Raw genomic sequence first — 23863 nt, forward strand, 5'->3', positions numbered from 1 at the left:
CAGCGCCGGTGCATCTTCCCACGGGTTAAAAAAACCTTTGATCGCAACACGAGCGGGTGCTATCTTGGCCGTTCTCCGAAGCCCATCAGGCTCGCCGGCAAACCGATCCATGCCGGCTTATCGGGGGCATAAAAACATCCAATCACACATACAGAGGCACACATGCTCGCTAGAAAATTCATCAGCCAAATCCTGGTTCTGCTCTGCCTGGCCGCAGCCGCAGCCGCGCAAGCGCAGAATCTCCCCAACGTCATGATCCTGGCCACCGGCGGCACCATCGCCGGCACCGGCGCCACCAGCACCACCACCGTCGGCTACACCGCCGCCAAGGTCGGCGTGGATGCGCTCATCGCCGCCGTGCCCGAATTGCAAAAGGTGGCCAACGTCAAAGGCGAGCAGGTTTTCCAGATCGCCAGCGAAAACATGAACAACGACTATTGGCTGAAACTGGCCAAGCGCGTCAACACCCTGCTGGCGCAGAACGACGTTGACGGCATCGTGATCACCCACGGCACCGACACCATCGAAGAAACCGCCTACTTCCTCGACCTGGTGGTCAAGAGCAAGAAGCCGGTGGTGATCGTCGGCGCCATGCGCCCGTCGACCGCGATCAGCGCCGACGGCCCGATCAACCTGTATAACGCCGTCCTGCTGGCAGGCAGCAAGGAAGCCATCGGCAAGGGCGTGCTGGTAACGCTGAACGACCAGATCAACGCCGCCCGCGAAGTAACCAAGACCAATACCTCGACGCTGGACACCTTCAAGACCCCGGAACTGGGCTTCCTGGGCTACATCCAGGGCAGCAAGCCGTTCTTCTATCGCCAGTCGACCCGCAAGAACACCGTTGACACCCCGTTCGACATCAGCAACCTGGACAAGCTGCCGCAAGTCGACATCGTCTACGGCTACGCCAACATGAACCCGATCGCGCTCAACGCCTTCGTGGCGTCCGGCGCGCAAGGCATCATCCACGCCGGCGTGGGCGACGGCAGCCTGAACAACACCGTCGTGCCGTCGCTGACCGAAGCCCGCAAGAAGGGCGTCGTCATTGTGCGCGCAAGCCGCGTCGGCCAGGGCATCGTGGCGCGCAACGGCGAAGCCGACGACGACAAGCTGGACTTCGTGGTCTCCGACACTCTCAATGCGCAAAAGGCGCGCATCCTGCTGATGCTGGCACTGACCAGGACCACCGACACCAAGGAAATCCAGAAGATGTTCTGGGAATACTGATCGCCCGGCACGGCGGCGCCCGCCAGCGCGCCGCCGGCAATCGGCATCAAAAAGCCCGCCGTATGCGAATGCGGCGGGCTTTGTCTTTGCGGCGAGCGCGGGATCAGAATCCCAGCGACTTGCCCGCGCCCAGCAAGGTGGCCACGCCAAGGATGGCGAATATCGCGGCGGCGATGGCATGCACCACGCGCACCGGCATCCTGCCGGCGATGCGGTCGCCCAGCAGCACGGCCGGCACGTTGGCGATCATCATGCCCAGCGTGGTGCCGGCCACCACCGGCACGAAGGCATGGTACTGCGCCGCCAGGGCCACGGTGGCGACCTGGGTCTTGTCGCCCATCTCGGCCAGGAAGAAGGTCAGCAACGTGGTGCCGAACACGCCGAAGCGACCGAACTTGGCCTCGCTCTCATCGAACTTGTCGGGGATCAGCGTCCACACCGCCATGGCGATGAAGGAAACGCCCAGCACCCAACGCAGGGTTTCGGGCGACAGCAGCGAAGTGATCCACGCGCCCAGCGCGCCGGCAAAAGCATGGTTGGCGATGGTCGCGACCAAAACGCCGAAGATGATGGGAAGGGGCTTGCGGAACTTGGCCGCCAGGATGAAGGCCAGCAGCTGGGTTTTGTCGCCGATTTCAGCGAGTGCGACGATGCCTGTGGAAACAAGGAATGCATCCAATTGGGTTTCTCTCTCCATGGCCGGACAAACACACATGACCACGCGCGCTCCCCGGCCATTGTCGGAGGCTACGTGGTCAAAGGTCTTGTCAAGCGAAGAACGCATCCCGCCAGGGGCATGCGTTCTCAGGAACCGCCAGCGCCATGATCTGTGGATCAAGCATGTTGACGCGGGCCCCTCCTCAGGATGGAAGGCGACTACTCCCCAATGACCGGCGCATTTTACTGATTTTGAAGCGCCGCGTCCATGCGCAGGCGGAATTTTTCGCGTTGCAATGATGGCATCGCCTTCCCTTTCCCCCCATCCCCCTTTCCCACGCGGCGCGTCAGACAATGCCTGAACTTGCCGGCTTGCCCCACCCGCGGCGGAACCATCGCCTTGGACGGCAACTCTTTAATGGCATGGCTGAGCCTGGCCGTGCACCGCGGCCTTGCGCCGCCATACTTCCGGACAACAAACAGTAAAATCCATGCCCATGCTGACCCGACGCCGCTTCCTGACCTCCGCCACCGCCGCCGCCGCACTGGCCGCGCTGGGCATCGCGCCGGAAACCATAGCCGCCGGACGCATCAAGACCGGACCGGCCGAGCGGTTCTCCTTCGACGCGCTGATCGCCCGCGCGCGCGACATGGCAAAGACGCCCTACAACCCGCATAACAAGGTCCCGCGCGACATACTCGACCGCATCGACTATGAAGCGCACGGCAAGATCAGATTCAATACCGATTACGCGCTGTTCGCCAATGGCCCCGGCCAGTTTCCGCTGACCTTTTTCCACCTCGGCAAATTCTTTCCGGCGCCGGTGCACATGTACGTCCTGGACGGTTCCGGCAGCGCCCCCACCCGGGCGCGCGAGATCCTGTACGACGACAACTACTTCGACATGCCGGCCGACAGCCCTGCCCACCAATTGCCGGCAGGCAGCGGCTTCGCCGGCTTCCGCTTCCAGGAAAGCCGCCTGGCCGACCAGCAGGAAAAGGACTGGCGCAAGAACGATTGGGTGGCCTTCCTCGGCGCCTCCTATTTCCGCGCCATCGGCGACCTCTATCAATACGGACTGTCGGCGCGCGGCATCGCCATCGACGTCGCCGAGGCCGACCGGAAAGAGGAATTCCCCGACTTCACCCATTTCTTCTTCGAGCCTTCCGCCCCGGGCAGCGACACCGTGGTGGCCTATGCGCTGCTGGAAGGCCCCAGCGTCACCGGGGCCTACAAATTCACCATGCGCCGCGCCCAAGGCGTGACCATGGAGATCGACAAATCCCTGTTCCTGCGGCGCGATGTCGCCCGCCTGGGGCTGGCGCCTGCCACCTCGATGTACTGGTTCTCGGAAACCGTCAAAGGCGCCGGCGTCGACTGGCGCCCCGAAGTGCATGACTCGGACGGGCTGGCCATCTGGAACGGCAATGGCGAACACATCTGGCGCCCGCTCAACAACCCGCCGCGCACCATGGCCTCGTCCTTCGCCGACAGCGGCCTGCGCGGTTTCGGCCTGTCCCAGCGCGACCGCGACTTCGACCATTACCAGGATGGCGTCATGTACCAGCGCCGGCCCAGCCTGTGGGTGGAGCCGCTGGACAACTGGGGCGACGGCGCGGTGCAACTGATCGAAATCAAGACCGACGACGAGATCCACGACAACATCGTCGCCATGTGGGTGCCCAAGGCGGCGGCAACCGCGGGCAGCAGTTATCGCCTGCGCTATCGCCTGTATTGGCAGAAGGACGAGCCCTTTCCTTCGCCGCTGGCGCGCTGCGTGGCCACCCGCTTGGGCAACGGCGGCCAGCCGGGCCAGCCGCGTCCGTCCAATGTGCGCAAGTTCATGGTGGAGTTCCAAGGCGCGCCGCTGGAAAAGCTGCCCTTCGGCGCCAGGCCGGAAGTGGTGCTCGGCGCCTCGCGCGGCAGTTTCTCCTATGTCTTTGCCGAACCGGTGCCCGATGGCGTCGCCGGCCACTGGCGCGCGCAGTTCGACCTGGCCGTGGACGGCGATGAACCGGTCGACATGCGCCTGTTCTTGCGCGACAAAGGCCAAGCGCTCACCGAAACCTGGCTGTTCCAGTACCACCCTTTCAAGACCAGCCCGGTGTACGGATGAGGCGCGCGATAAAAAAGTTGCCCATTCTTTTGAATTGCCTTTATAATCTCGCCTCTTGCGGCTGTAGCTCAGCTGGATAGAGTACTTGGCTACGAACCAAGGGGTCGTGGGTTCGATTCCTGCCAGCCGCACCAAATGCAAAAGGGTCCATCGTCAGATGGGCCCTTTTTCTTTGCCTGATCGGAGCCGCCATCGGGGTCACAATTGGAGCCACAAGCGGGGCCGCAATGATCAACCGGCCGGAACAACCGGAATGGCGACACCGGCCGAAATATGTAAATATCTTCCCCGGCTGGAATGCGCAATGCCGGAATTCGGCACCGCGGCCATACGCTAAAGTCAGCGCCCGCTTCCGTCCTGGCGCCTGCATGGCTCCTGATTAAAACAAGCCCTCAACTACCTCACGCCATCGAGCCATGTCGCAATTACAGATCATCGTCGCAGTCATCTCGGCCATCGTTCTCTTTTTATACGGGCTGGAAGGCTTCAGCCGGGAGCTGCGCACGGTCGGCGGCGAGAAACTGCAATCCTGGCTGGCGCGGGTCACGGCCAATCGCTTTGTGGGGTTCTTCATCGGCGCCAGCGCCACCGTGCTGATCCAGTCGAGCGCAGCAGTGATCTCGCTGACGGCCTCCCTGGTGGACGCCGCCGTACTCAGTTTTCGCAGCAGCCTGGGCATCCTGCTCGGCGCCAATCTCGGCACCACGACCACGGCCTGGCTGGTGTCGTTCAAGCTGACCGGCATCGGTCCCTACTTCATCGTCCTCGGCACCCTGCTCTCCATCCTGCCCACGCGGGCCAAGCTGTTCGGCAAGACCTGCTTCTATTTCGGCCTGATCTTCTTCACGCTGGACCTGATCTCGGTCGAACTGCGCCCGCTGCAGCAGCAGCCGTGGTGGAACGAGGTCGTCAGCTATGTGAGTTCGCCGATGACGGGCTTGCTGATCGGGACGGTGTTTACGGCAGCGATCCAGTCGAGCACCGTTGCCATCGGGCTGGCGGTGATCCTGGTCCAACAGGGAATGATGCAGCCGGATGCCGCCATCTTCTTCGTCATCGGCTCCAACCTGGGTTCCACCTCCACCGCCCTGATTGCGTGCCTGTCCATGAACCAGACGGCCAAGGCCACCGCCGTGGCCAACTTCAGCTTCAACATCATCAGCATCGTCCTCCTCTTCCCGTGGCTGCGGCCGTTTGCGCAATTGATGCTGCGGCTCAGCGAGCCGACCATGGCGGTGGCGCTGGCGCACCTGAGCTTCAATATCCTGCTCTCCACGGTATTCCTGCTGGTGCTGCCGTGGAGCCATCGCATCCTGGTGTCGGTGCTGAAATTGCCCGATCCGGCCGCCCGCCCGGGCTGACTATCGTTGGCGGATGATGCCGCGCCGCAGGCCGGCCGCATGCGCGTTCAGAACGCGCCCCATACGCTGCCGAGGAAGATCGTGACCACCAGCGCCAGGACGGGACCGACGATGCCCACCATCACCATGTCGGGATAGCCTTCCTTGTGCGTGACGCCGCACACCGCCAACAGGCTCACCACGGCGCCGTTGTGCGGCAAGCTGTCGAGCGTGCCGGCCGACATCACCGAGATGCGATGCAACAGCGCAGGATCCAGGCCGGTCGCATGCGCAAGGTTCAGGTAGGCCCCCGAGAGAGCGTCCAGCGCGATCGTCAGTCCGCCGGAAGCCGAACCGGTCAATGCCGCCAGTACATTGGTCGCCACCGCCAGCGACACCAGCGGCCCGCCATCGATTCCCAGCACCCAGTCGCGCACCATGGCGAACGCCGGCAAGGCCGCCACCACCGATCCGAAACCGACCAGGCTGGCCACGCTCAACACCGGCAGCGCGGCGGCATTGGCGCCGGCGGCCACACTGTTCCGCACCGAACCGATGCGCCGCCAATGCAATAGCAGCAGGCAGGAAATGGCGGCGCCCAGTGCGATCAGCACGGCCCATACGCCGCCTGCTTCGGCCAGCGTCGTACCGCCCCAGCGCGGCGCGGCCAGATAGCTCCCGTCCAGGCGCGGCAGCACCACGAGGCTGATCAGCAAATTTCCCGCCACGACCACGCACAGCGGCAATACTGCGGCGCCAATGCCCGGCGGCTGGCTGGCATGGCTACCGCGGTGCAGTTCCGCCGGGTCGAATTCGCGCGCGGCGGTGGCCCGCTCCCGCACCAGCGGGGTCTCGACGGCGCTGTCGTGGGAGTCGTTACGATCGGCGGCATACGCCAGCCCGCGCCGGCGTGCACGCCGCTCGGCCATGCCCAGCCACCACAGCCCGAACGCCAGCATCACGCCCGCGGCCAACAGGCTCAATCCGGGCGCGGCAAATGGCGTGGTCTTGAAAAACGGCATGGGGATCGCGTTCTGGATGGCCGGCGTGCCGGGCAAGGCGGTCATGGTGAACGTCGAGGTGCCGAGCAGGATCGCCGCCGGCATCAGGTGCGGCGGCACGTTGCCGGCCCGGAACAGCGCATGCGCCATCGGCGCCAGGACGAAGAAGGCCACGAACAGGCTGACCCCGCCATAGGTCACCAACGCGCCGGCCAGGACCACCGCCAGCACCGCACGTCCGGAGCCAAGCCTGGCCGTCATGAAATCGGCGATGGTCTTGAGCGAGCCGCTGTCGTCCATCAGCTTGCCAAACAGCGCGCCCAGCAAGAACAGCAGGAAGTAGTGGGAAATGAAGGAGGCCGCGCCGCCCATGAAGGTGATGGTCCAGTTCGCCATCAGCGGCTGGCCGGAGAGCAGCACCGCCAGCAGTGCCGCCAACTGGGCCAGGACCAGGATGCTCCAGCCGCGGTAGGCTGCCCACATGAGCAATGCCAGGGCGGCCACGATGGCCAATAGTGCCATTACCAATGCTCAGAAGGTCGTTGAGGTCGAACGACGAACGCCGGCCGATATCCGCGCCGCGCTCATCCAGGAAGGCTTGGGCGCGGCAGGGCAAGGGGCGGATACGGTCAGGTTCCGCGCGCGCGGGAATCCGGCACCAGCAACACATCGCAAGGCAGCCATTCAAGCAGCTTCATCGCCGTACTGCCGATGAGCAAGTCGAGCAGGCCGCTGCGTCCGTGCGAGCCCAGCACCACCAGCTCGACGTCATGCCTGCGGACGTAGTTCGTCAGCGCCGTCTCCACCGAACCGCGTTGCACCGAGGGCTTGATGCGGCTGCCTGCGGGCAGCTGTGTGGCGGCAATGAATTCCGGCAGCTCGGTCTGCGCCATGTCGACACTGTCGCCGCCATGCCGCGGAGCGGCCAGCCCCGACATCAACGGGGTCACCACGTGGCAGAGGTCCAGCTCGCGCTGAGGGAAAAGGCCGGCCGCCGACAGCAGCGCCTGGCGCGAGGATGCCGAGCAATCGGTCGCGACCGCAATCTTGCGGTAAGGCCCGGCGGGACGGCGGCGAACCAGCAGCAGCGGCTGCGCCGCGGTTCCGGCCAGGCGCTCCACCGTCGATCCCAGCACGCGTTCCAGCAGCCCCCGGCCGGAAGCGCCGCACACGATGACATCGGCACCGACGGTTTGCGCGGTTTCGCGGATCGCCGCCGCCTTGTCGGCATGGTTGACCACCCTGGCTTGGGCGTCGACGCCGGCGGCCTTCAGTTCGCGCATGAGCTGCTGCCTGACGGCTTCGGTCAACGCCTTCTCGTCGGCGCCCTCGGCCCACGCCAGGATGCGCTCGGGGGAGGACAACAGGTTGCCGACGATGAGCGCGGTCAGCTCTCCGCCCCACTCTCCCGTCAACTGCGCCGCGCGATCCATGGCGCGGTCGCATCCGGGGCCCAGGTCTGTTGCCAGCAGCAGCCTTGCCGCCGCTCCCGCCCTGGATGATTGCTTCAACTCATTCATGTTTAGGACTCCTGTGATACGTGGCCCATGTCCGCATCGGGCCAGGTTGAATCGGGATGAATCGCCGCAGGCTTCACTGTAGCAGAGATGCTCCGGGGCAAAGACTGGCGGCGATGCAAAGGAAGAAGGCCCGTTCTGCCGGCGAACCGGCATTGCTGCCCCGGCCGCCTGGAAAACGCGGGGCAAATAAAAAAAGCGGAGCTACATGGCAGCTCCGCCCGATCTGTTTTACGGCCTTGTTTTGATCCGCGTCAGAACGGAATATCGTCATCCATGTCCGAGAAATTCGATGCCGGACGCGAAGCCGGCTGCTGGCGCGGGGCACTCGCGCCGCCGCCACCGGCTCCCGCGCTCTGGCGCGGCGCCGGGCTGCCGCCGCCATAGCCGCCGCCATCGTCCATCGAGGCGCCACCGCCGCCTTGGCGGCTGCCCAGCATCTGCATGGTATCGGCGATGATTTCAGTGGTATAGCGCTCGACGCCTTCCTTGTCTTGCCACTTGCGGGTCTGCAGGCGTCCTTCGACGTAGATCTGCGACCCTTTCTTCAGGTACTGGCCGGCGATTTCCGCCAGCTTGCGGTAGAAAGTGATGCGGTGCCATTCGGTGAGCTCTTTCTTCTCGCCGGAGTTCTTGTCCTTCCAGCTTTCGGTCGTAGCGACGGCGATATTGGTGACGGCTTCGCCGTTCGGCATATAGCGAGTTTCCGGATCGCGCCCGAGGTTGCCGACGATGATGACTTTATTGACCGAGGCCATTATTTCTCCTGGATTGCTAATTACAGTTAGGCAGTTGCACTTGCCGCATGCGCACCGCGCCGCGGCAGGTTTTTCATGTTAGCCGCGATTATAAGCCAGGACAGGGTTGCCGCAGCCGACAACAGGAATACTGCCGATGTACTTACATTTTGTTTGAGCCAGCCGCCCAGGGCGCCGCCGCAAAACAGTCCCAGCGCCTGCAAGGTATTGTAGACGCCCAGCGCCGCGCCTTTGGCCGCCGGCGGCGCGATGCGCGATACCAGCGAAGGCTGGGAAGCCTCCAGAATGTTGAACGCGACAAAAAACAGGAACAACAGCGCCACCAGCACCCACCAGTGCGTCACCGGATGCGACAGCGCTGCCCAGAAACCCAGCTGGACCAGTAGCAACAGCGCGATGGAGGCGACGAAAACCAGTTTCATGCGGCCATGCTTCTCGGCCACGAAGACCGGCGGCAGCATCAGTACGAAGGAAGCCAGCACCACCGGCAGGTAGATTTTCCAATGCTCGTCGACCGGGATGCCCGAATACTGCACCAGCGCCCCCGGCAACACCACGAACATGGCCAGTTGGGTCATGTGCAGCGTGAACACGCCAAAGTTCAGGCGCATCAGTTCGCCATGGCGCAACACCTCCCTGAACGGCACGCGCCTGGCCTTGACCATGGGCGCATCCGGCACTATCCATAGCACCACAGCAATGGCCAGCAGCGACAGCACCCCGGTCAGCCCGAAGATGCCGCCCATGCCGATAAGCCGGTAAAGCACCGGCGAGGCCACCAGCGAGACTGCAAAGGTCAGCCCGATCGAGGCGCCGACCATGGCCATGGCCTTGGTACGGTGTTCTTCACGCGTGGAGTCGGCGATAAAGGCGGTAATGGCGGCCGAGATCGCGCCGGCACCCTGGATCGCGCGGCCGGCGATCACCCAGGCCACGCTATCGGCCGCCGCCGCGATGAAGGAACCCAGCGCGAACAGCAGCAAACCGATCACGATGATGCGCTTGCGTCCGTATTTGTCCGAGGCGATACCGAACGGGATTTGCCCGAACGACTGCGCCAGCCCATAGATCCCCATCGCCAGGCCGACCAGGGCGGCATTGTCGCCGCCGGGCAAGCCATGGGCATAGACGGCGAACACCGGCAGGATCAGGAACAGACCCAGCATGCGCAGGGCGAAAATGGACGCCAGCGATGTGCTGGCGCGCACTTCCGCGCGCGACATGCCGGATTTTTCGGGCTGTGCGGATGAGGTGGCGGACTGGATCATGGCGAAAATGGCGGCTGCGCGTCGTTTCGGCTGCGCGCTTGCTATGAGACGAAAACGTTATGGTAACAGCATCGGCGCATGCCCCAACCAATGGGAACCGATAGCATTTCTTTGGATCTGGGCTCGCCCATGTGCGGCATTCATCCAACACTTCATTTTCTCTTCACGGAAAATTCATCCTGGCGCGCCTGAATTCAGGATTCTTCATGAGCTTTATGCAAGAATGCGGGGTTGCTCATTTTCCCGCATTACTCATATAAAAGCCGCTGATATGCGATCAAGACTCGCATTTCCAAAAAGCAATGGCCATCGCCAGGAAAAAGAAGCAATCGTTCGGTTGTTCAGGGGGAAAGCCTGGGCGGATAACGACAGTGGCCATTGCCCATCTGCGCCTATCTCCACGCTTTGGTTTTGATTTCTGTTTTTTTCTTGCCCGCGACCAATCCGCTGGCTCGCTCATATCAGCATGTTTTTCTTCTCTCCGGCCCCTGACGCCAAGTCTGACCCATCGCATCCCACCCGTTTCGCAGCCGGCCATGAGCAAGGCGCATCGTCGCCCCGCGCCGCGTGGCTGTTGCTGGCCCTCATCGCCTGCGCCTGGCTGCTGCCGGGAATCTTCGGCCATGGCCCGTGGAAACAGGATGAGACCTATACCTTCGGCATCATCCACCACATGCTGGTTTCGGGCGATTACCTCGTCCCCACCAACGCCGGCGAACCGTTCATGGAAAAGCCGCCGCTGTATTACTGGACGGCGCTGCTGCTGGCCAAGGCCTTTTATCCGCTGCTGGACTACCACGATGGCGCACGCCTGGCCAGTGTGCTCTACAACATCGTCACCCTGGCATTCGTCGCCAGGATTGCGATGATGCTCTGGGACAAACGCACACTGTTCAGCCTGCCGGTGCTTGGCACGCTGGCGTTGTTCGCCGGTTCGCCGGGCATGATCAAGCATGCCCACGACATGTTCACCGACGTCGCCCTGGTATGCGGCGGCGCCATCGCCACCTACGGCCTGCTGGCCATCGCCCTGAACGAACAGAACAAGGCGCCGCGCCTCGCGGCCGCGGTATGGTTCGGCCTGGGCGTGGGCATCACCGAAATGACCAAGGGGCTGTTTGTGCCGCTGACCTTCGCCGCGACCGCCATGTGCATGGGAGTGCTGGTGCGAGAATGCCGCTCCCGCTCGTACTGGAAGATGGTCGGCATTGCCGTGCTGGTGTCGCTGCCTTTCTTCGTAGTATGGCCGGCGCTGCTGGCGCAACATTCGGTGCCGCTGTTCATGGAATGGTTCTGGGACAACAACGTCGGGCGCTTCTTCGGCTTTTCGGTCGCCAGGCTGGGTTCCGATAATGACCAGGCCGTCATCCTGCGGGCGCTGACCGGCTTCGCCCTGCCGGGTTCGGTACTCGCACTGCTGGCCCTGGCCGTTGGCGGGTGGCGTAATACCCTATCTCCGCGCGTGGCGCTGCCGCTGTCGTTCGCCGCCATCAGCATCGCCGTGCTGCAAAGTTCCGCCACCGCCCGCCAGCTCTACCTCCTGCCGGTGCTGCTTCCCCTGATCATGCTCGGCACCGCCGCAATACCGCGCCTGCCGGACTGGTTTCATTTCGCATGGGATTGGTTTTCCCGCATCTTTTTCGGCTTTGTCGCCAGCGTGGTCTGGACCACTTACGTGATCTCCACGTTGTCGACTGAATATCACCATTGGATTGCCTACTTCGGCAGATGGCTGCCGCTGGGCTTCATCACGCCGTTCCAGCCGCTGGCGGTGGCAGCGGCCATCGCCATGACGCTCGGCTGGCTATGGGGGCTCAACAAAATGAAGCAGGCAGGTAAATGGCGCGGCGCCTTCAGCTGGTTCGCCGGCATCACGCTGATGTGGGGCGTGGCCTATACCCTGCTGCTGCCATGGGGCGATTACGGCAAGAGCTACGAATATGTATACGGCGACCTGAACAAGAAGATTGGCCCTGCCTGGACCGCCAGCGACTGCATGGCCAGCGAAAACCTCGGCGAATCCGAAGCGCCCATGCTGTATTACTACACCGGCATCCTGCACCAGCCGATCGATGGCATCAACAAGACCGGATGCAATTGGGTGATTCTGCAAACCCCGGGCCTGGCGCCGCTGCCTGAAGGCGACTGGACGCTGTTCTGGGAAGGCCGCCGAGATGGCGACGATGACCAGTTGCTGAAAGTCTATCGCCGCAGCGAAACAGCCCCGGAATAAACACCGGAAATGAATGTCAATACAACAAAAGCCGGTTCCAAGCCGGCTTTTCCCATTGCGCTACTGTCATTTTTCCACTCGCTTCCCCCATCGGCTTCACCCCGCCAGCCAGCCCTGCCGGCGATTGACAGTCCTGTTATAGTTACATGTTGTCTCCCCCAATTCTCCCGCGCCTGGCCTTGGTCCGCGCGGCGGCAGGAAAACTTTGCTGAAGGCATCCATGGAAGAAATTCGCATTCGCGGCGCACGCACGCACAATCTGAAGAATATCAACCTAGACCTCCCCCGCAACAAGCTGATCGTGATCACCGGCCTGTCCGGCTCGGGAAAGTCGTCGCTGGCTTTCGATACCTTGTATGCGGAAGGCCAGCGCCGTTACGTCGAGTCGCTGTCGGCCTATGCGCGCCAGTTCCTTCAGCTCATGGAAAAACCCGATGTCGACATGATCGAAGGCCTGTCGCCGGCGATCTCGATCGAGCAGAAGGCGACCTCGCACAACCCGCGCTCCACCGTCGGGACGGTGACCGAAATCCACGACTACCTGCGCCTGCTGTATGCGCGCGTGGGCACGCCGTACTGCCCGGACCATCCCGAGCATCCGCTGGAGGCGCAATCGGTGTCGCAAATGGTGGACGCCGTGCTGGCGCTGCCGGAAGACACCAAGCTGATGATCATGGCGCCGGTGGTGGCCAACCGCAAGGGCGAGCACGCCGACCTGTTCGAGGAAATGCAGGCCCAGGGCTTCATCCGCTTCCGCATCCAGAGCGGCACCGGCGCGGCCAAGGTCTACGAGGTCGACGAACTGCCCAAGCTGAAAAAGACCGAGAAGCACACCATCGACGTCGTCATCGACCGCGTCAAGGTCAAGGCCGACATCAAGCAGCGCCTGGCCGAAAGTTTCGAGACCGCGCTGCGCCTGGCCGAGGGCCGCGCCATCGCGCTGGAAATGGATAGCGGCCGCGAGCACCTGTACTCCAACAAGTTCGCCTGCCCGATCTGCGGCTATTCGCTGCAGGAGCTGGAGCCGCGCCTGTTCTCGTTCAACAACCCGATGGGCGCCTGCCCCGAATGCGACGGCCTGGGCCATATCGAGTTCTTCGATCCCAAGCGCATCGTCGCCTTCCCCAACCTTTCGCTGGCCTCCGGCGCCATCAAGGGCTGGGATCGCCGCAACCAGTTCTATTTCCAGATGCTCACCAGCATCGCCGCCTACTACAACTTCGACCTCGACGTGCCCTTCGAGCAATTGGACGACAAGGCGCAGCAGGCGGTGCTGTTCGGCTCCGGCCGCCAGGCCATCCCGTTCGCCTACGTCAACGAGCGCGGCCGTACCGTGGTCAAGGAGCACACCTTCGAAGGCGTGGTCAACAACCTGCAGCGCCGCTACCGCGAAACCGATTCGATGGCGGTCAAGGAAGAGCTGGCCAAGTTCATCAACGAGAAGCAATGCCCGTCCTGCCACGGCGCCCGCCTGCGCGTGGAAGCGCGCTATGTGAAGGTCGGCGCAGGCAAGCAACAGCGCGCCATCTATGAAGTCGCCGCAACCCCGCTGCGCGACACGCTGCACTTCTTCGAAACCTTGAAGCTGACCGGCGCCAAGAAGGAAATCGCCGACCGCATCATCAAGGAAATCATCTCGCGCCTGAAATTCCTCAACAACGTCGGCCTCGATTACCTGTCGCTGGAACGCAGCGCCGACACGCTCTCCGGCGGCGAAGCGCAGCGCATCCGGCTGGCATCGCAGATCGGCTCCGGCCTGACCGGCGTGATGTACGTGCTGGATGAACCGTCCATCGGCCTGCACCAGCGCGACAACGACCGCCTGATCGCCACCCTGAAGCACCTGCGCGACATCGGCAACACGGTGCTGGTGGTGGAGCATGACGAAGACGCCATCCGCACCGCCGATTTCGTGGTCGACATGGGCATCGGCGCCGGCGTGCATGGCGGCGACGTGATCGCCCAGGGCACGCTGGAAGATATCCTGAAGAACAAGAAGTCGCTGACCGCCAAGTACCTCAACGGTTCGCTGGAAATCGCCGTACCCAGGAAACGCACGCCGGCCGATCCCGAGCGCCAGCTGATCATTACCGGCGCCACCGGCAACAACCTCAAGAACGTCGACCTGGAACTGCCGGTGGGCCTGCTGACCTGCGTGACCGGCGTATCCGGCTCGGGCAAGTCGACGCTGGTCAACGACACCCTCTACCTGTCGGCGGCGCGCCACCTGTACGGCTCGCAGACCGAGCCGGCCGCGCACGAGGCGATCGGCGGACTGGAGCATTTCGACAAGGTGATCGCGGTCGACCAGGCGCCGATCGGGCGCACGCCGCGCTCCAACCCGGCCACCTATACCGGCCTGTTCACGCCGATCCGCGACCTGTTTTCCACCGTGCCGATGGCCAAGGAACGCGGCTACAGCGCCGGCCGTTTCTCGTTCAACGTCAAGGGCGGCCGCTGCGAGGCCTGCCAGGGCGACGGCGTGATCAAGGTCGAGATGCACTTCCTGCCGGACGTGTACGTGCCGTGCGACGTCTGCCACGGCAAGCGCTACAACCGCGAAACGCTGGAAGTGCAGTACAAGGGCAAGAACATCACCGAGATCCTCGACCTGACGGTGGAAGATGCGCACGAGTTCTTCAAACCGGTGCCGCTGATCGCGCGCAAGCTGCAAACGTTGCTGGATGTCGGCCTGGGCTACATCAAGCTGGGCCAGAGCGCGACCACGCTTTCCGGCGGCGAGGCGCAGCGCGTCAAGCTGTCGCTGGAGCTGTCCAAGCGCGATACCGGCCGCACGCTGTATATCCTGGACGAGCCGACCACCGGCCTGCACTTCCACGATATCGACCTGCTGCTCAAGGTAATCCACCGCCTGCGCGACCAGGGCAATACGGTGACCATCATCGAGCACAACCTGGACGTGATCAAGACCGCCGACTGGATCATCGACCTCGGCCCCGAGGGCGGCGCCGGCGGCGGCAAGATCGTGGCCGCCGGCACCCCGGAAGACGTGGCCAGGAACCCGGCCAGCGTTACCGGCAAGTATCTCGCCCCTTTGCTCAAGAAGAAAAAGTGATGCCGGCTTGAGGGCGCGCAAACGATACAGATAAAAGCAGCAACTGTATCTTGCGCGCCGGCCCGATGCGTTGGAACCTGAGCGGGTTCTGATCGTCATGCATCCGGCCGCCGTCAGGCGCACAATATCGGCAGACTGTGTATATCTTGCCGCTGCAATCGAGAAAAATCGCCATGCAAAACCCGCTGTCCCCCGCCCAGGTCGAGTCTTTCCGCAAGGAAGGCTATCTGTTGTTGAAGGGGCTGGTCCCCGCCGCCCAGCGCGAACAGATGCTGGCCGTGACGCAGGACCACCTCAGGCGCGCCGTGGCGCCGCTCGAATACGAAGCCGAAGTCGGCTATGAAGGCGCCCCGACCTCGCTGGAGGCCGAAGGCGGCCGCACCGCCCGGCGCCTGCGCGCGGCCTGGCAGCGCGATCCGGTGTACCGCCAGTGGGCATCCGATCCGCATCTGGTCGCCATACTGCAACAGCTGTTCGGCGAGCCGGCCTGCGTCACGCTGGCGCACCACAACTGCGTGATGACCAAACATCCGGCCTTCGGCACCGCCACCGGCTGGCACCGCGATATCCGCTACTGGTCGTTCCCGCGCAATGATCTGATCTCGGTATGGCTGGCGCTGGGCGCGGAGACGCCGCACAACGGCGCACTCAAGTTCATCCCCGGCTCGCACCTGCTGCAACTGCGGCCGGAGCAGATGGATGCGCTCGACTTCCTGCGCCCCGAAGTCCCCGCCAACCAGGCCCTGTTCGCCCAGGGCATCGCCCTCAGCCTGGATCCGGGCGACGTGGTGCTGTTCCACAGCGGCCTGTTCCACGCCGCCGGCCGCAACGACAGCGAACAGGTCAAATGCTCGGTGGTGTTCGCCTATCATGGCCGCAGCAATCCGCCGGTGCCAGGCACGCGTTCGGCGGCGGCGGAAGATATCCCGCTGGATGCCTGATCCCTTCGGCCGCGGACGCCGGAAAGAAAAAAGCGCAGCCCAGGCTGAAATGCCGTTCAGTTAAGTACTGAACGGCATTTTTTTGTAATTACGGAGCCCAGACTCCGTTCGCCCTGAGTAGCTGCGCAGCAGCGTATCGAAGGGCAGGCAAGGCCGCTGACACTGGCACGCTGGCTTCGATACGGCCCTGGCGGGCCTACTCAGCCCGAACGGGCTAGGTGATGAGTTCTTCTGAATTAGCCTTAATGAACGGAATTACAGCCCAGGCTGCGCTTTTTCATTGGCGCCGAAACGGCGTCAGAACTGTTCCCAATCATCATCCGCCCCTGCTGCCGATTTGGGCGAAGCCGAAGCCGGCGCCGCCAATTTGGGGGACGGTCTCCTGGGTGCGGCGGCCGCCTTGGGGGCACTTGCCTTGAGCGCTACAAGCGGCTTGGCCGCAGGCGCGGCGGAAGCTGCTGATGCCACCACCGGTGCCACGGATACCGCCGGCGCGGCCTGCATGCCGTGCAGGCGGAACACGCTGACCGCAGTCGACAGGCGCGACGCCTGCTCTTGCAGCGACTGCGCGGCAGCGGCCGCCTCCTCGACCAGCGCGGCGTTCTGCTGCGTGGTCTCGTCCATCTGCGTGACGGCGCGGTTGATCTCCTCGATGCCCGAGCTCTGCTCCTGGCTGGCCGCGGTGATCTCGCCCATCACGTCGGTCACGCGCCGCACGCTGGCCACCACCTCGTCCATGGTGGCGCCGGCCTGCGCCACCAGCGTGCTGCCGTTGCCGACCTTGCTGACCGAATCGTCGATCAGCGCCTTGATCTCCTTGGCGGCCGACGCCGAGCGCTGGGCCAGCGAGCGCACTTCCGATGCCACCACCGCGAAGCCGCGGCCCTGCTCGCCGGCGCGCGCGGCCTCCACCGCCGCATTGAGCGCCAGGATATTGGTCTGGAAGGCGATGCCGTCGATCACGCTGATGATGTCGACGATCTTGCGCGAAGAGTCGTTGATCGAACTCATGGTGTCGACCACCTGGCGCACCACGTCGCCGCCGCGCGAGGCCACATCCGAAGCCGAGGCTGCCAGCTGGTTGGCCTGGCGGGCATTGTCGGCGTTCTGCTTGACGGTGGAGGTCAGTTCTTCCATCGCCGAGGCGGTCTCTTCCAGCGAGCCGGCCTGCTGCTCGGTGCGCGAGGACAAGTCGAGGTTGCCGCTGGCAATCTCGGCCGCGGCCGTGTTGATGGTGTCGGTGCCGGTGCGCACTTCGCCGACGATGCGCAGCAGGTTGCCGTTCATCTCCTTCAACGCCTGCATCAGTTGGCCGGTCTCGTCGCGGCTGCGCACTTCGATGTCTTGCGTCAGGTCGCCGGCGGCCACGCCCTGGGCCACCTTCACCGCCTGCTCCAGCGGGCGCGAGATGGCGCGCACCAGGATGAAACCCATGAACACGGCCACCGCCAGGCCGATCCCGATGGCGGCGAGCATCACGCCAACCAGCGTCTGGTAGCGGCGTTGCGCATTCTCGTACAGCTCACCGCCGACGCGGCGCTGCAGGTTCATCAGTTGGGTCATGCTGGCATGCGCCTCGTTGAAGAGCTGCAGCATCACGCCGTTGTACAGGTCGCTGGCGCCCTGGAAGTCGCGGTTGCGCAATGCCTCGGCGGCCGGCTTGACGCCTTCGGCGATGAACTTCTGGCGCTGCGGGACAAGCTTGTCGACCAGCATTTTTTCTTCGGGAGTCAGGTAGGTGCCGAGGTATTCCTGCAGGATCTTGTCGCTGTCCTTGACGGTCTTCTCCAGCTTGTCCATGCCTTTGTCGATGTCGCCGGAGTCGCCAACGATGGCGGTGGAAATGCCGTAACGTCCGGTGTCCAGGGCCGCCGCGATCTCTCCCAGCTGCGATAGCGCGACCAGCCGGTCTTCATAGAGGGAGCGCATCTGCGCATTGGTCGAATGGAGGCTGGCCAGCCCGAGGGCGCCCGAAGCGGCCAGCAGGACTGCGAGAAAACCGATTACGAAGATCAGGCGCGCCTTGATCGTCAATTTGCTGAACATATGCATCCCCTTGCATCATGGCTATTGGCGCCGCAGCAACACGATGATGTTGCGACCGCTCCCCGATTTATACCGCGGCGCAAAGCCGGCGATATCGCGGAATACCGCAGCTAAGGCCAAGCATTTCCCGTACCAGGCATTGCCTGGCGGCAGCTTTCATTTCCGGGAAGGAATTCAGTGCTCGGGCAAGCCCAGCCAAAGCCCGAAGGGAACGAACACGATCGCCGCCAGATTCCCCAGCAGCACAATGGAGGCGACCTTGTCCGGTTCCTGCCGATATTGCTCGGCGACCATGAAACACAGCACCGCCGGCGGCAAGGCGGCGAACAGGTACATCTCGCCGCGCTGCACCGTCGTCAGCGGCAGCAGTTGATCCAGCGCCAGCGCGCAGACCAGCCCCGCCACCGGACACACCACGGCGCCCACCAGGCCGATATGCCAGCTCTTGAAGCTGATGTCCATCATGCGCACGCCCAGCGAAAACAGCATGATGGGGATGCTGGCCTCGCCCAGCAGTTTCATGGCCGAAAACAGCGGCGCCGGCAGGCTGATGTGCAAGACCGCGAACAAGACGCCCAGGATCATCGCCAGCATGATCGGGCTCGACACCAGCCGCAGCAGCGAACCCGGACGCTGCTCGCGGCCGGACTGGATCATCTTCACGCACAGCGAGAAATAAACGAAGGTAGAGGCGGTAAACAACGCCACCGCCGCCGGCAAGGCATCCTGGCCGAACGCCAGCAGCAGCAGCGGCAGCCCCATGTTGCCGCCGTTGTTGTACATCATGGGCGGCAGGAAGGTGCGCTTGTCATAACCCAGCGCCCGCGCCACCGGCCATGCCAGCAACCCGGAACCAAGCGAGATCAGCACGCTGGCCAGGATCAGCCAGCCGTTGTGGTAAAGGTCGAACGACTTGGAGGAAAGCGCGCTGAAGATCATCAGCGGCGCCAATGCCTCCATCGAGACGCGATTGACCGACGCCATGTCCATGCGCACCACTTCGCCGCGCCAGCGGGCGTAGCCATAGCCCATGCCGATGATGACGAAGACCGGAAGGATGATGCTGCAGATGCGTTCGATGAGTGCCATGCGGGGATGGGGCTGATGGGGGAGTTATTTGCTGAGCAGGCGCTTTTCGGCCCGCAGGATGTTTTCCGAGCTGCCGCGCAGCACCACGATGTCGCCGCCCAGCAGGATCGTGTCCTGGGCCGCCTCGACGCGCTGCTTGCCGCGCCTGAGCATGGTGACTTCGGCGCCGCACTGGCCGGGCAGGTCGATCTCGGCCAGGGTCTTGCCGATGGCGCGCGCGCCGTCGATCAGCGTCACCGACTGCAGGCGCACATTGAGCCCTTCGCTGCCGTCATCGATATCGGCGGCGCCATGGAAATAACCGCGCAGCGAGGCATAGCGCTCATCGCGCGCATCCTGCACCCGGTGTACCACCCGGCGCAGCGGTATGCCCAGCATCACCAGCGCATGCGAAGCCAGCATCAGGCTGCCTTCGAGCGACTCCGGCACGACCTCGGTGGCGCCGGCGGCGAGCAGCTTGTCGAGGTCGGCATCGTCGTAGCTGCGCACGATCACCGGCAACTCCGGCGCCAGTTCGGCCGCATGGTGCAGCACCTTCAGGGCCGACGGCGTGCTGGCGTAGGTCACCACCAGCGCCGCGGCGCGGTGGATGCCGGCCGCCACCAGGCTCTCGCGCCGGGCGGCGTCGCCGTAGGAGACATTGGCGCCGCCGCTGCGGGCGTCCTGCACCAGTTCCGGGTCCATCTCCAGCGCGTGGTAGGTGATGCCCTCCTCCTCCAGCAGGCGCGCCAGGCTTTGCCCGCTGCGGCCGAAGCCGGCGATGATCACGTGCTTCTGCGCATTCATGGTGCGCGTGGCCAACTGCGTCAGCGCCAGCGATTGCAGCATCCATTCGTTGGCCGACAACTTCATCACGATGGCGTCGGACTTGGCCAGGATGAACGGCGCGGCCAGCATGGACAGCACCATCGAGGCCAGGATCACCTGGATCAGCAAGGGATCGATCAGCTTCAGGCCGCCGGCCTGGTTCAGCAGCACGAAGCCGAATTCGCCCGCCTGCGCCAGCGCCAGCCCGGTGCGCAAGGCAACGCCGGTGCTGGAACCGAACAGGCGCGCCAGCGCCGCGATCAGGCCGAATTTCAACAGCACCGGCCCGATCAGCAAGAGCAGCACCAGGAACCAGTGCTCGATCAGCGTATGCACATTGAGCAGCATGCCGATGGTGATGAAGAACAGGCCCAGCAGCACGTCGCGGAAGGACTTGATGTCTTCCTCCACCTGGTGCTTGAACTCGGTCTCGGAAATGAGCATGCCGGCGATGAACGCGCCCAGCGCCAGCGACAGCCCCGCTTTCTCGGTAATCCAGGCCGCCCCCAGCGTGATCAGCAAGAGGTTGAGCATGAACAGCTCCTGCGAACGGCGCTTGACCACTACCTTGAACCAGCTGCGCATGAGCTTGTGGCCAAAGAACAGCAGCAGGGCCAGCACCACCATCGCCTTGGCCACCGCCCAGCCCAGCGTCACCACCAGGTTGCCGGAATCCTTGGCCAGCGCCGGCACCACGATCAGGAGCGGCACCAGCGCCAGATCCTGGAACAGCAGCACGCCGAGGATGCGGCGGCCGTGTTCGGTTTCCAGCTCCAGCCTTTCGGTGAGCAGCTTGGAGACGATGGCGGTGGACGACATGGTGAGCGCGCCGCCCAGCGCGAACGCGGCCTGCCAGCTGATGGAAGTAAGCTGCGGCAGGAAATAGGCGACCGCCCAGCCGAACACCATGGTCACGGCGATGGTGGCGGCCACCTGCGCCACGCCCAGGCCGAACACGATGTGGCGCATCGCCGAGAGCTTGTTGAGCGAGAACTCCAGCCCGATGGAAAACATCAGGAACACCACCCCGAACTCGGCCAGCGCGTGGGTGGTTTCATTGTCTTCGGCAAAGCCCAGGCCATGCGGCCCGATCACGATGCCGACCACCAGGTACCCCAGCATCGGCGGCAGATGCATCATGCGGAAAGCCACCACCCCGAGCACAGCCGCGGCGAGCAGGAATAAGGTCAGTTCCAGTCCGGAAAACATGTGTGGATGATTTGCTTGTTAGATCTTTTATATGAGCTGAACTATGCGAACCGGCCAAGCGAGAAACATGCCCGGACGGAGCCTCCCGCGCCGCCATGCGCATCCGCGTAACGCAGCGCACAATACGAGTCCCACCAATTCGGTGCGGGCATGTGTGAAAACGATCCCCGGCAACAGCAATGGCAGGCATGTCATCATGGCAATTCCCGGCGCTGCCGACCGTTCTGCCGACGCAGCAAATCTGGCATATTGGCGCTTGCCAGCCCGGTTCTCCGGGTGTTGCGCACATGCTGCAACGCAACCGCAATGAAGGCCCGCTGGCCGTCATTGCATCTCCTCCTTACATCTGGCAAGTTTTTTGCTTTGCTAATTCGTTTATACTTCGGTTATGAGTGTAACCGATGATAAATCCACGCCCGCATCTTTTTCGACCGAGGACGCGCGGCGCGCCATCGCACTGGCGCGCCAGACCTTTCAGATCGAAGCCGATGCCATCCTGGCGCTGAAAAACCGCCTGTCCGACGACAGTTCCGAACCGCTCGCCCGCGCCGTGCATCTCTTGCTCGGCTGCCAGGGCCGCGCGGTCGTGTCCGGCATCGGCAAGTCCGGCCATATCGGCCGCAAGATCGCTGCCACGCTGGCCTCCACCGGCACCCCGGCGCTCTTCATGCATCCGGCCGAAGCCGCCCACGGCGACCTCGGCATGGTCACCCCCAACGACGTCTTCATCGCCATCTCGAATTCGGGTGAAACCGCCGAGCTGCTGGCCATCGTGCCCATCGTCAAGCGCATGGGGGCGGTGATCATCGCCATGACCGGCAACGATGCATCCAGCCTGGCCGAGCTGGCCGCCGTCCACCTCAACGTAGGCGTCGACCAGGAAGCCTGTACCCTGAACCTGGCGCCGACGGCCAGCACCACCGCCACGCTGGCCATGGGCGACGCCCTGGCGGTGTCGCTGCTGGATGCGCGCGGCTTCATGGAAGAGGATTTCGCGCGCTCCCATCCGGGCGGCGCCCTGGGCCGCCGCCTGCTGACCCATGTGCGCGACGTCATGCGCAGCGGCGACGCCATCCCCGCCGTGCGGCCGGATGTCTCGCTATCTGCGGCATTGATGGAAATCACGCGCAAGGGCATGGCCATGACCGCCGTAGTCGACGAACATTTCCGCCCGATCGGCGTGTTCACCGACGGCGACTTGCGCCGCCTGCTGGAACGCGGACAGGATTTCAGCCAGTTCGCCATCGCCGACGTCATGCACGCCAATCCGCGCACCGTCAACCAGGACCAGCTGGCGGTGGACGCCGTGCAATTGATGGAAGAATTCCGCATCAACCAACTGCTGGTGACCGATGCGCAAGGCGTGCTGACCGGCGCGCTGCACATCCATGACCTGACCCGCGCCAAGGTGATCTGATGACGTCAGCCTTCGCCAGCACCTTTGCGCCCGCCATCCTCGCCAAGGCCGCCGCCACGCGGCTGATGATCTTCGACGTCGACGGCGTGCTGACCGACGGCGGGCTGTTCTACGGCGAAGACGGCGAATCGGTGAAACGCTTCAATGCGCTGGACGGCCACGGCATCAAGATGATGCAGCAGTTCGGCGTGGCCGCCGCGATCATCACCGCGCGCCAGTCGCCTTTCGTGCTGCGCCGGGCCAACGACCTGGGCATCGCCCACGTCTTCCAGGGCGTCCATGACAAGCGGCTGGCATTCGGGGAGCTATTGAAGCACACCGGCCTGCAGGCCGCCGATTGCGGCTATCTGGGCGACGACATCATCGACCTGCCGGTGCTGACCAAGGTCGGCTTCAAGGCTTGCGTAGCCAACGGGCACCGTGAAGTCAAATCGCGCTGCGACTACGTGACGGCCGCCATCGGCGGCAACGGCGCCGTGCGCGAAGTGTGCGACCTGGTGCTGGCCGCACAAGGGAACTACGAGGCGGCGCTGGCGCCGTACCTGGCATGAGCAACCACAGCGGCGAACGCGCGGCGCAACGCATCCGCCTGGGCGTGCTGCTGGTGGTGCTGGTCGCGCTCGCGCTGGGCAGCTTCTGGGTGCTGCAGACGTTGCGCAACAGCGGCGACCAGCAGCCTTATGTCCGCCCGACCGGCAAACCCGACTACTACCTGGAAAACTTCAACTACGTGAAACTGGGTCCGACCGGACTGCCGCGCTACGACATATCGGGCGCCAAAATGGTCCACTTCCCGACGGACGACTCCTTCGAGATCACCAAGCCGGTGGTACACAGCCTGGACAAGGCAAAGCCGCCGATGGAGCTGTATTCCGACACCGCGCGCGTGACCGACGAGCAGACCAAAATCCACATGTACGGCAACGCCAACGCCACGCGCGGCGGCACCAACGGCGGCGCCCCGATGCACCTGGTCTCCGAATACCTGTTGCTGCTGCCGGACGATGAAATCGTCAAGACCGACAAACCGGTTGCAATGACGATGGGCACCACCAGATTGAACGGCGTGGGGATGATCGCCAACAATGCCACGCAGGAAGTGCAACTGCTGGGCAACGTGCGCGGCTACTACGAACCGACACAAAAGAAACGCTGAG

Annotated in this window: 18 protein-coding genes, 1 tRNA gene and 1 riboswitch; of the genes, 11 read left to right on the top strand and 8 right to left on the bottom strand. The window is 63.8% G+C overall.

All coding sequences use genetic code 11. The annotated features are described in order from the left end of the window. Positions 1-162: 162 nt before the first annotated feature. Positions 163-1230 carry a type II asparaginase gene (locus FB597_RS07930; RefSeq protein WP_141914286.1) on the top strand — a complete coding sequence of 356 codons (1068 nt, stop codon included), beginning with the start codon at positions 163-165 and terminating at the stop codon, positions 1228-1230. A gap of 103 nt (positions 1231-1333) precedes the next feature. Here FB597_RS07930 and FB597_RS07935 read toward each other — a convergent pair whose 3' ends face one another. Beyond that, on the bottom strand, positions 1334-1909 hold the full coding sequence (locus FB597_RS07935) for a TMEM165/GDT1 family protein (RefSeq protein WP_141914288.1): 576 nt from the start codon (positions 1907-1909) through the stop codon (positions 1334-1336). 11 nt (positions 1910-1920) lie between these two features. Further along, positions 1921-2127: riboswitch (yybP-ykoY riboswitch) on the bottom strand. A gap of 257 nt (positions 2128-2384) precedes the next feature. On the opposite strand from FB597_RS07935, the gene FB597_RS07940 reads away from it, so the two are divergent. From FB597_RS07940 to FB597_RS07950, 3 genes are all read left to right on the top strand, one after another. After that, a complete protein-coding gene (locus tag FB597_RS07940) occupies positions 2385-4004 on the top strand; it encodes a glucan biosynthesis protein (RefSeq protein WP_141914290.1) in 1620 nt (539 codons plus the stop codon). A 57-nt stretch (positions 4005-4061) separates the two neighbouring features. Beyond that, a tRNA-Arg gene (locus tag FB597_RS07945) sits at positions 4062-4138 on the top strand. 282 nt (positions 4139-4420) lie between these two features. After that, positions 4421-5365, top strand: coding sequence for a Na/Pi cotransporter family protein (locus FB597_RS07950; RefSeq protein ID WP_141914292.1), 945 nt, complete (start codon positions 4421-4423; stop codon positions 5363-5365). A 47-nt stretch (positions 5366-5412) separates the two neighbouring features. On the opposite strand, the gene FB597_RS07955 is transcribed toward FB597_RS07950, so the two are convergent. From FB597_RS07955 to FB597_RS07970, 4 genes are all read right to left on the bottom strand, one after another. Next, complete coding sequence (locus tag FB597_RS07955; RefSeq protein WP_144769070.1) at positions 5413-6867, bottom strand: GntP family permease; 1455 nt, start codon at positions 6865-6867, stop codon at positions 5413-5415. A gap of 107 nt (positions 6868-6974) precedes the next feature. Further along, on the bottom strand, positions 6975-7865 hold the full coding sequence (locus tag FB597_RS07960) for a universal stress protein (RefSeq protein WP_144769072.1): 891 nt from the start codon (positions 7863-7865) through the stop codon (positions 6975-6977). Positions 7866-8116: 251 nt separating this feature from the next. Beyond that, a complete protein-coding gene (gene ssb, locus FB597_RS07965) occupies positions 8117-8620 on the bottom strand; it encodes a single-stranded DNA-binding protein (RefSeq protein WP_144769074.1) in 504 nt (167 codons plus the stop codon). A gap of 26 nt (positions 8621-8646) precedes the next feature. Next, the gene (locus tag FB597_RS07970) at positions 8647-9843 is read right to left on the bottom strand and encodes an MFS transporter (RefSeq protein ID WP_144769076.1); all 1197 of its coding nucleotides are present in this window, start codon (positions 9841-9843) and stop codon (positions 8647-8649) included. Between FB597_RS07970 and FB597_RS07975 the strand changes: the two genes are divergently transcribed. From FB597_RS07975 to FB597_RS07990, 4 genes are all read left to right on the top strand, one after another. Then, positions 9800-10303, top strand: coding sequence for a hypothetical protein (locus tag FB597_RS07975; RefSeq protein WP_144769078.1), 504 nt, complete (start codon positions 9800-9802; stop codon positions 10301-10303). The genes FB597_RS07970 and FB597_RS07975 overlap by 44 nt on opposite strands. 51 nt (positions 10304-10354) lie before the next feature. After that, entirely contained in the window at positions 10355-12121 is a 1767-nt protein-coding gene (locus FB597_RS07980; RefSeq protein ID WP_255517112.1) for a glycosyltransferase family 39 protein, read from the top strand. Positions 12122-12341: 220 nt separating this feature from the next. Then, positions 12342-15197, top strand: coding sequence for an excinuclease ABC subunit UvrA (uvrA, locus tag FB597_RS07985; RefSeq protein ID WP_144769080.1), 2856 nt, complete (start codon positions 12342-12344; stop codon positions 15195-15197). A gap of 173 nt (positions 15198-15370) precedes the next feature. Next, a complete protein-coding gene (locus FB597_RS07990) occupies positions 15371-16138 on the top strand; it encodes a phytanoyl-CoA dioxygenase family protein (RefSeq protein ID WP_144769082.1) in 768 nt (255 codons plus the stop codon). Positions 16139-16435: 297 nt separating this feature from the next. On the opposite strand, the gene FB597_RS07995 is transcribed toward FB597_RS07990, so the two are convergent. The 3 genes from FB597_RS07995 to FB597_RS08005 form a co-directional block, all read right to left on the bottom strand. Continuing rightward, positions 16436-18184, bottom strand: a complete 1749-nt coding sequence (locus FB597_RS07995; protein WP_144769083.1) for a methyl-accepting chemotaxis protein — start codon at positions 18182-18184, stop codon at positions 16436-16438. A 174-nt stretch (positions 18185-18358) separates the two neighbouring features. Further along, positions 18359-19273: an AEC family transporter gene (locus FB597_RS08000; RefSeq protein ID WP_144769085.1), complete on the bottom strand. Its 915-nt coding sequence runs from the start codon at positions 19271-19273 to the stop codon at positions 18359-18361. A 24-nt stretch (positions 19274-19297) separates the two neighbouring features. Further along, complete coding sequence (locus tag FB597_RS08005) at positions 19298-21289, bottom strand: cation:proton antiporter (RefSeq protein ID WP_141914309.1); 1992 nt, start codon at positions 21287-21289, stop codon at positions 19298-19300. 388 nt (positions 21290-21677) lie between these two features. Here FB597_RS08005 and FB597_RS08010 point away from each other — a divergent pair, with 388 nt between their 5' ends. The 3 genes from FB597_RS08010 to lptC are packed head-to-tail and all read left to right on the top strand — an operon-like array spanning position 21678 to position 23862. Continuing rightward, entirely contained in the window at positions 21678-22706 is a 1029-nt protein-coding gene (locus FB597_RS08010; RefSeq protein WP_144769087.1) for an SIS domain-containing protein, read from the top strand. Further along, the gene (locus FB597_RS08015; RefSeq protein WP_144769089.1) at positions 22703-23257 is read left to right on the top strand and encodes an HAD family hydrolase; all 555 of its coding nucleotides are present in this window, start codon (positions 22703-22705) and stop codon (positions 23255-23257) included. The genes FB597_RS08010 and FB597_RS08015 overlap by 4 nt, the downstream gene beginning before the upstream one ends. Continuing rightward, a complete protein-coding gene (lptC, locus tag FB597_RS08020) occupies positions 23254-23862 on the top strand; it encodes an LPS export ABC transporter periplasmic protein LptC (protein WP_141914313.1) in 609 nt (202 codons plus the stop codon). The genes FB597_RS08015 and lptC overlap by 4 nt, the downstream gene beginning before the upstream one ends. Position 23863: the final 1 nt, after the last annotated feature.

The sequence above is a fragment of the Herbaspirillum sp. SJZ099 genome, from assembly GCF_007828355.1.
Taxonomy (GTDB): domain Bacteria; phylum Pseudomonadota; class Gammaproteobacteria; order Burkholderiales; family Burkholderiaceae_D; genus Herbaspirillum.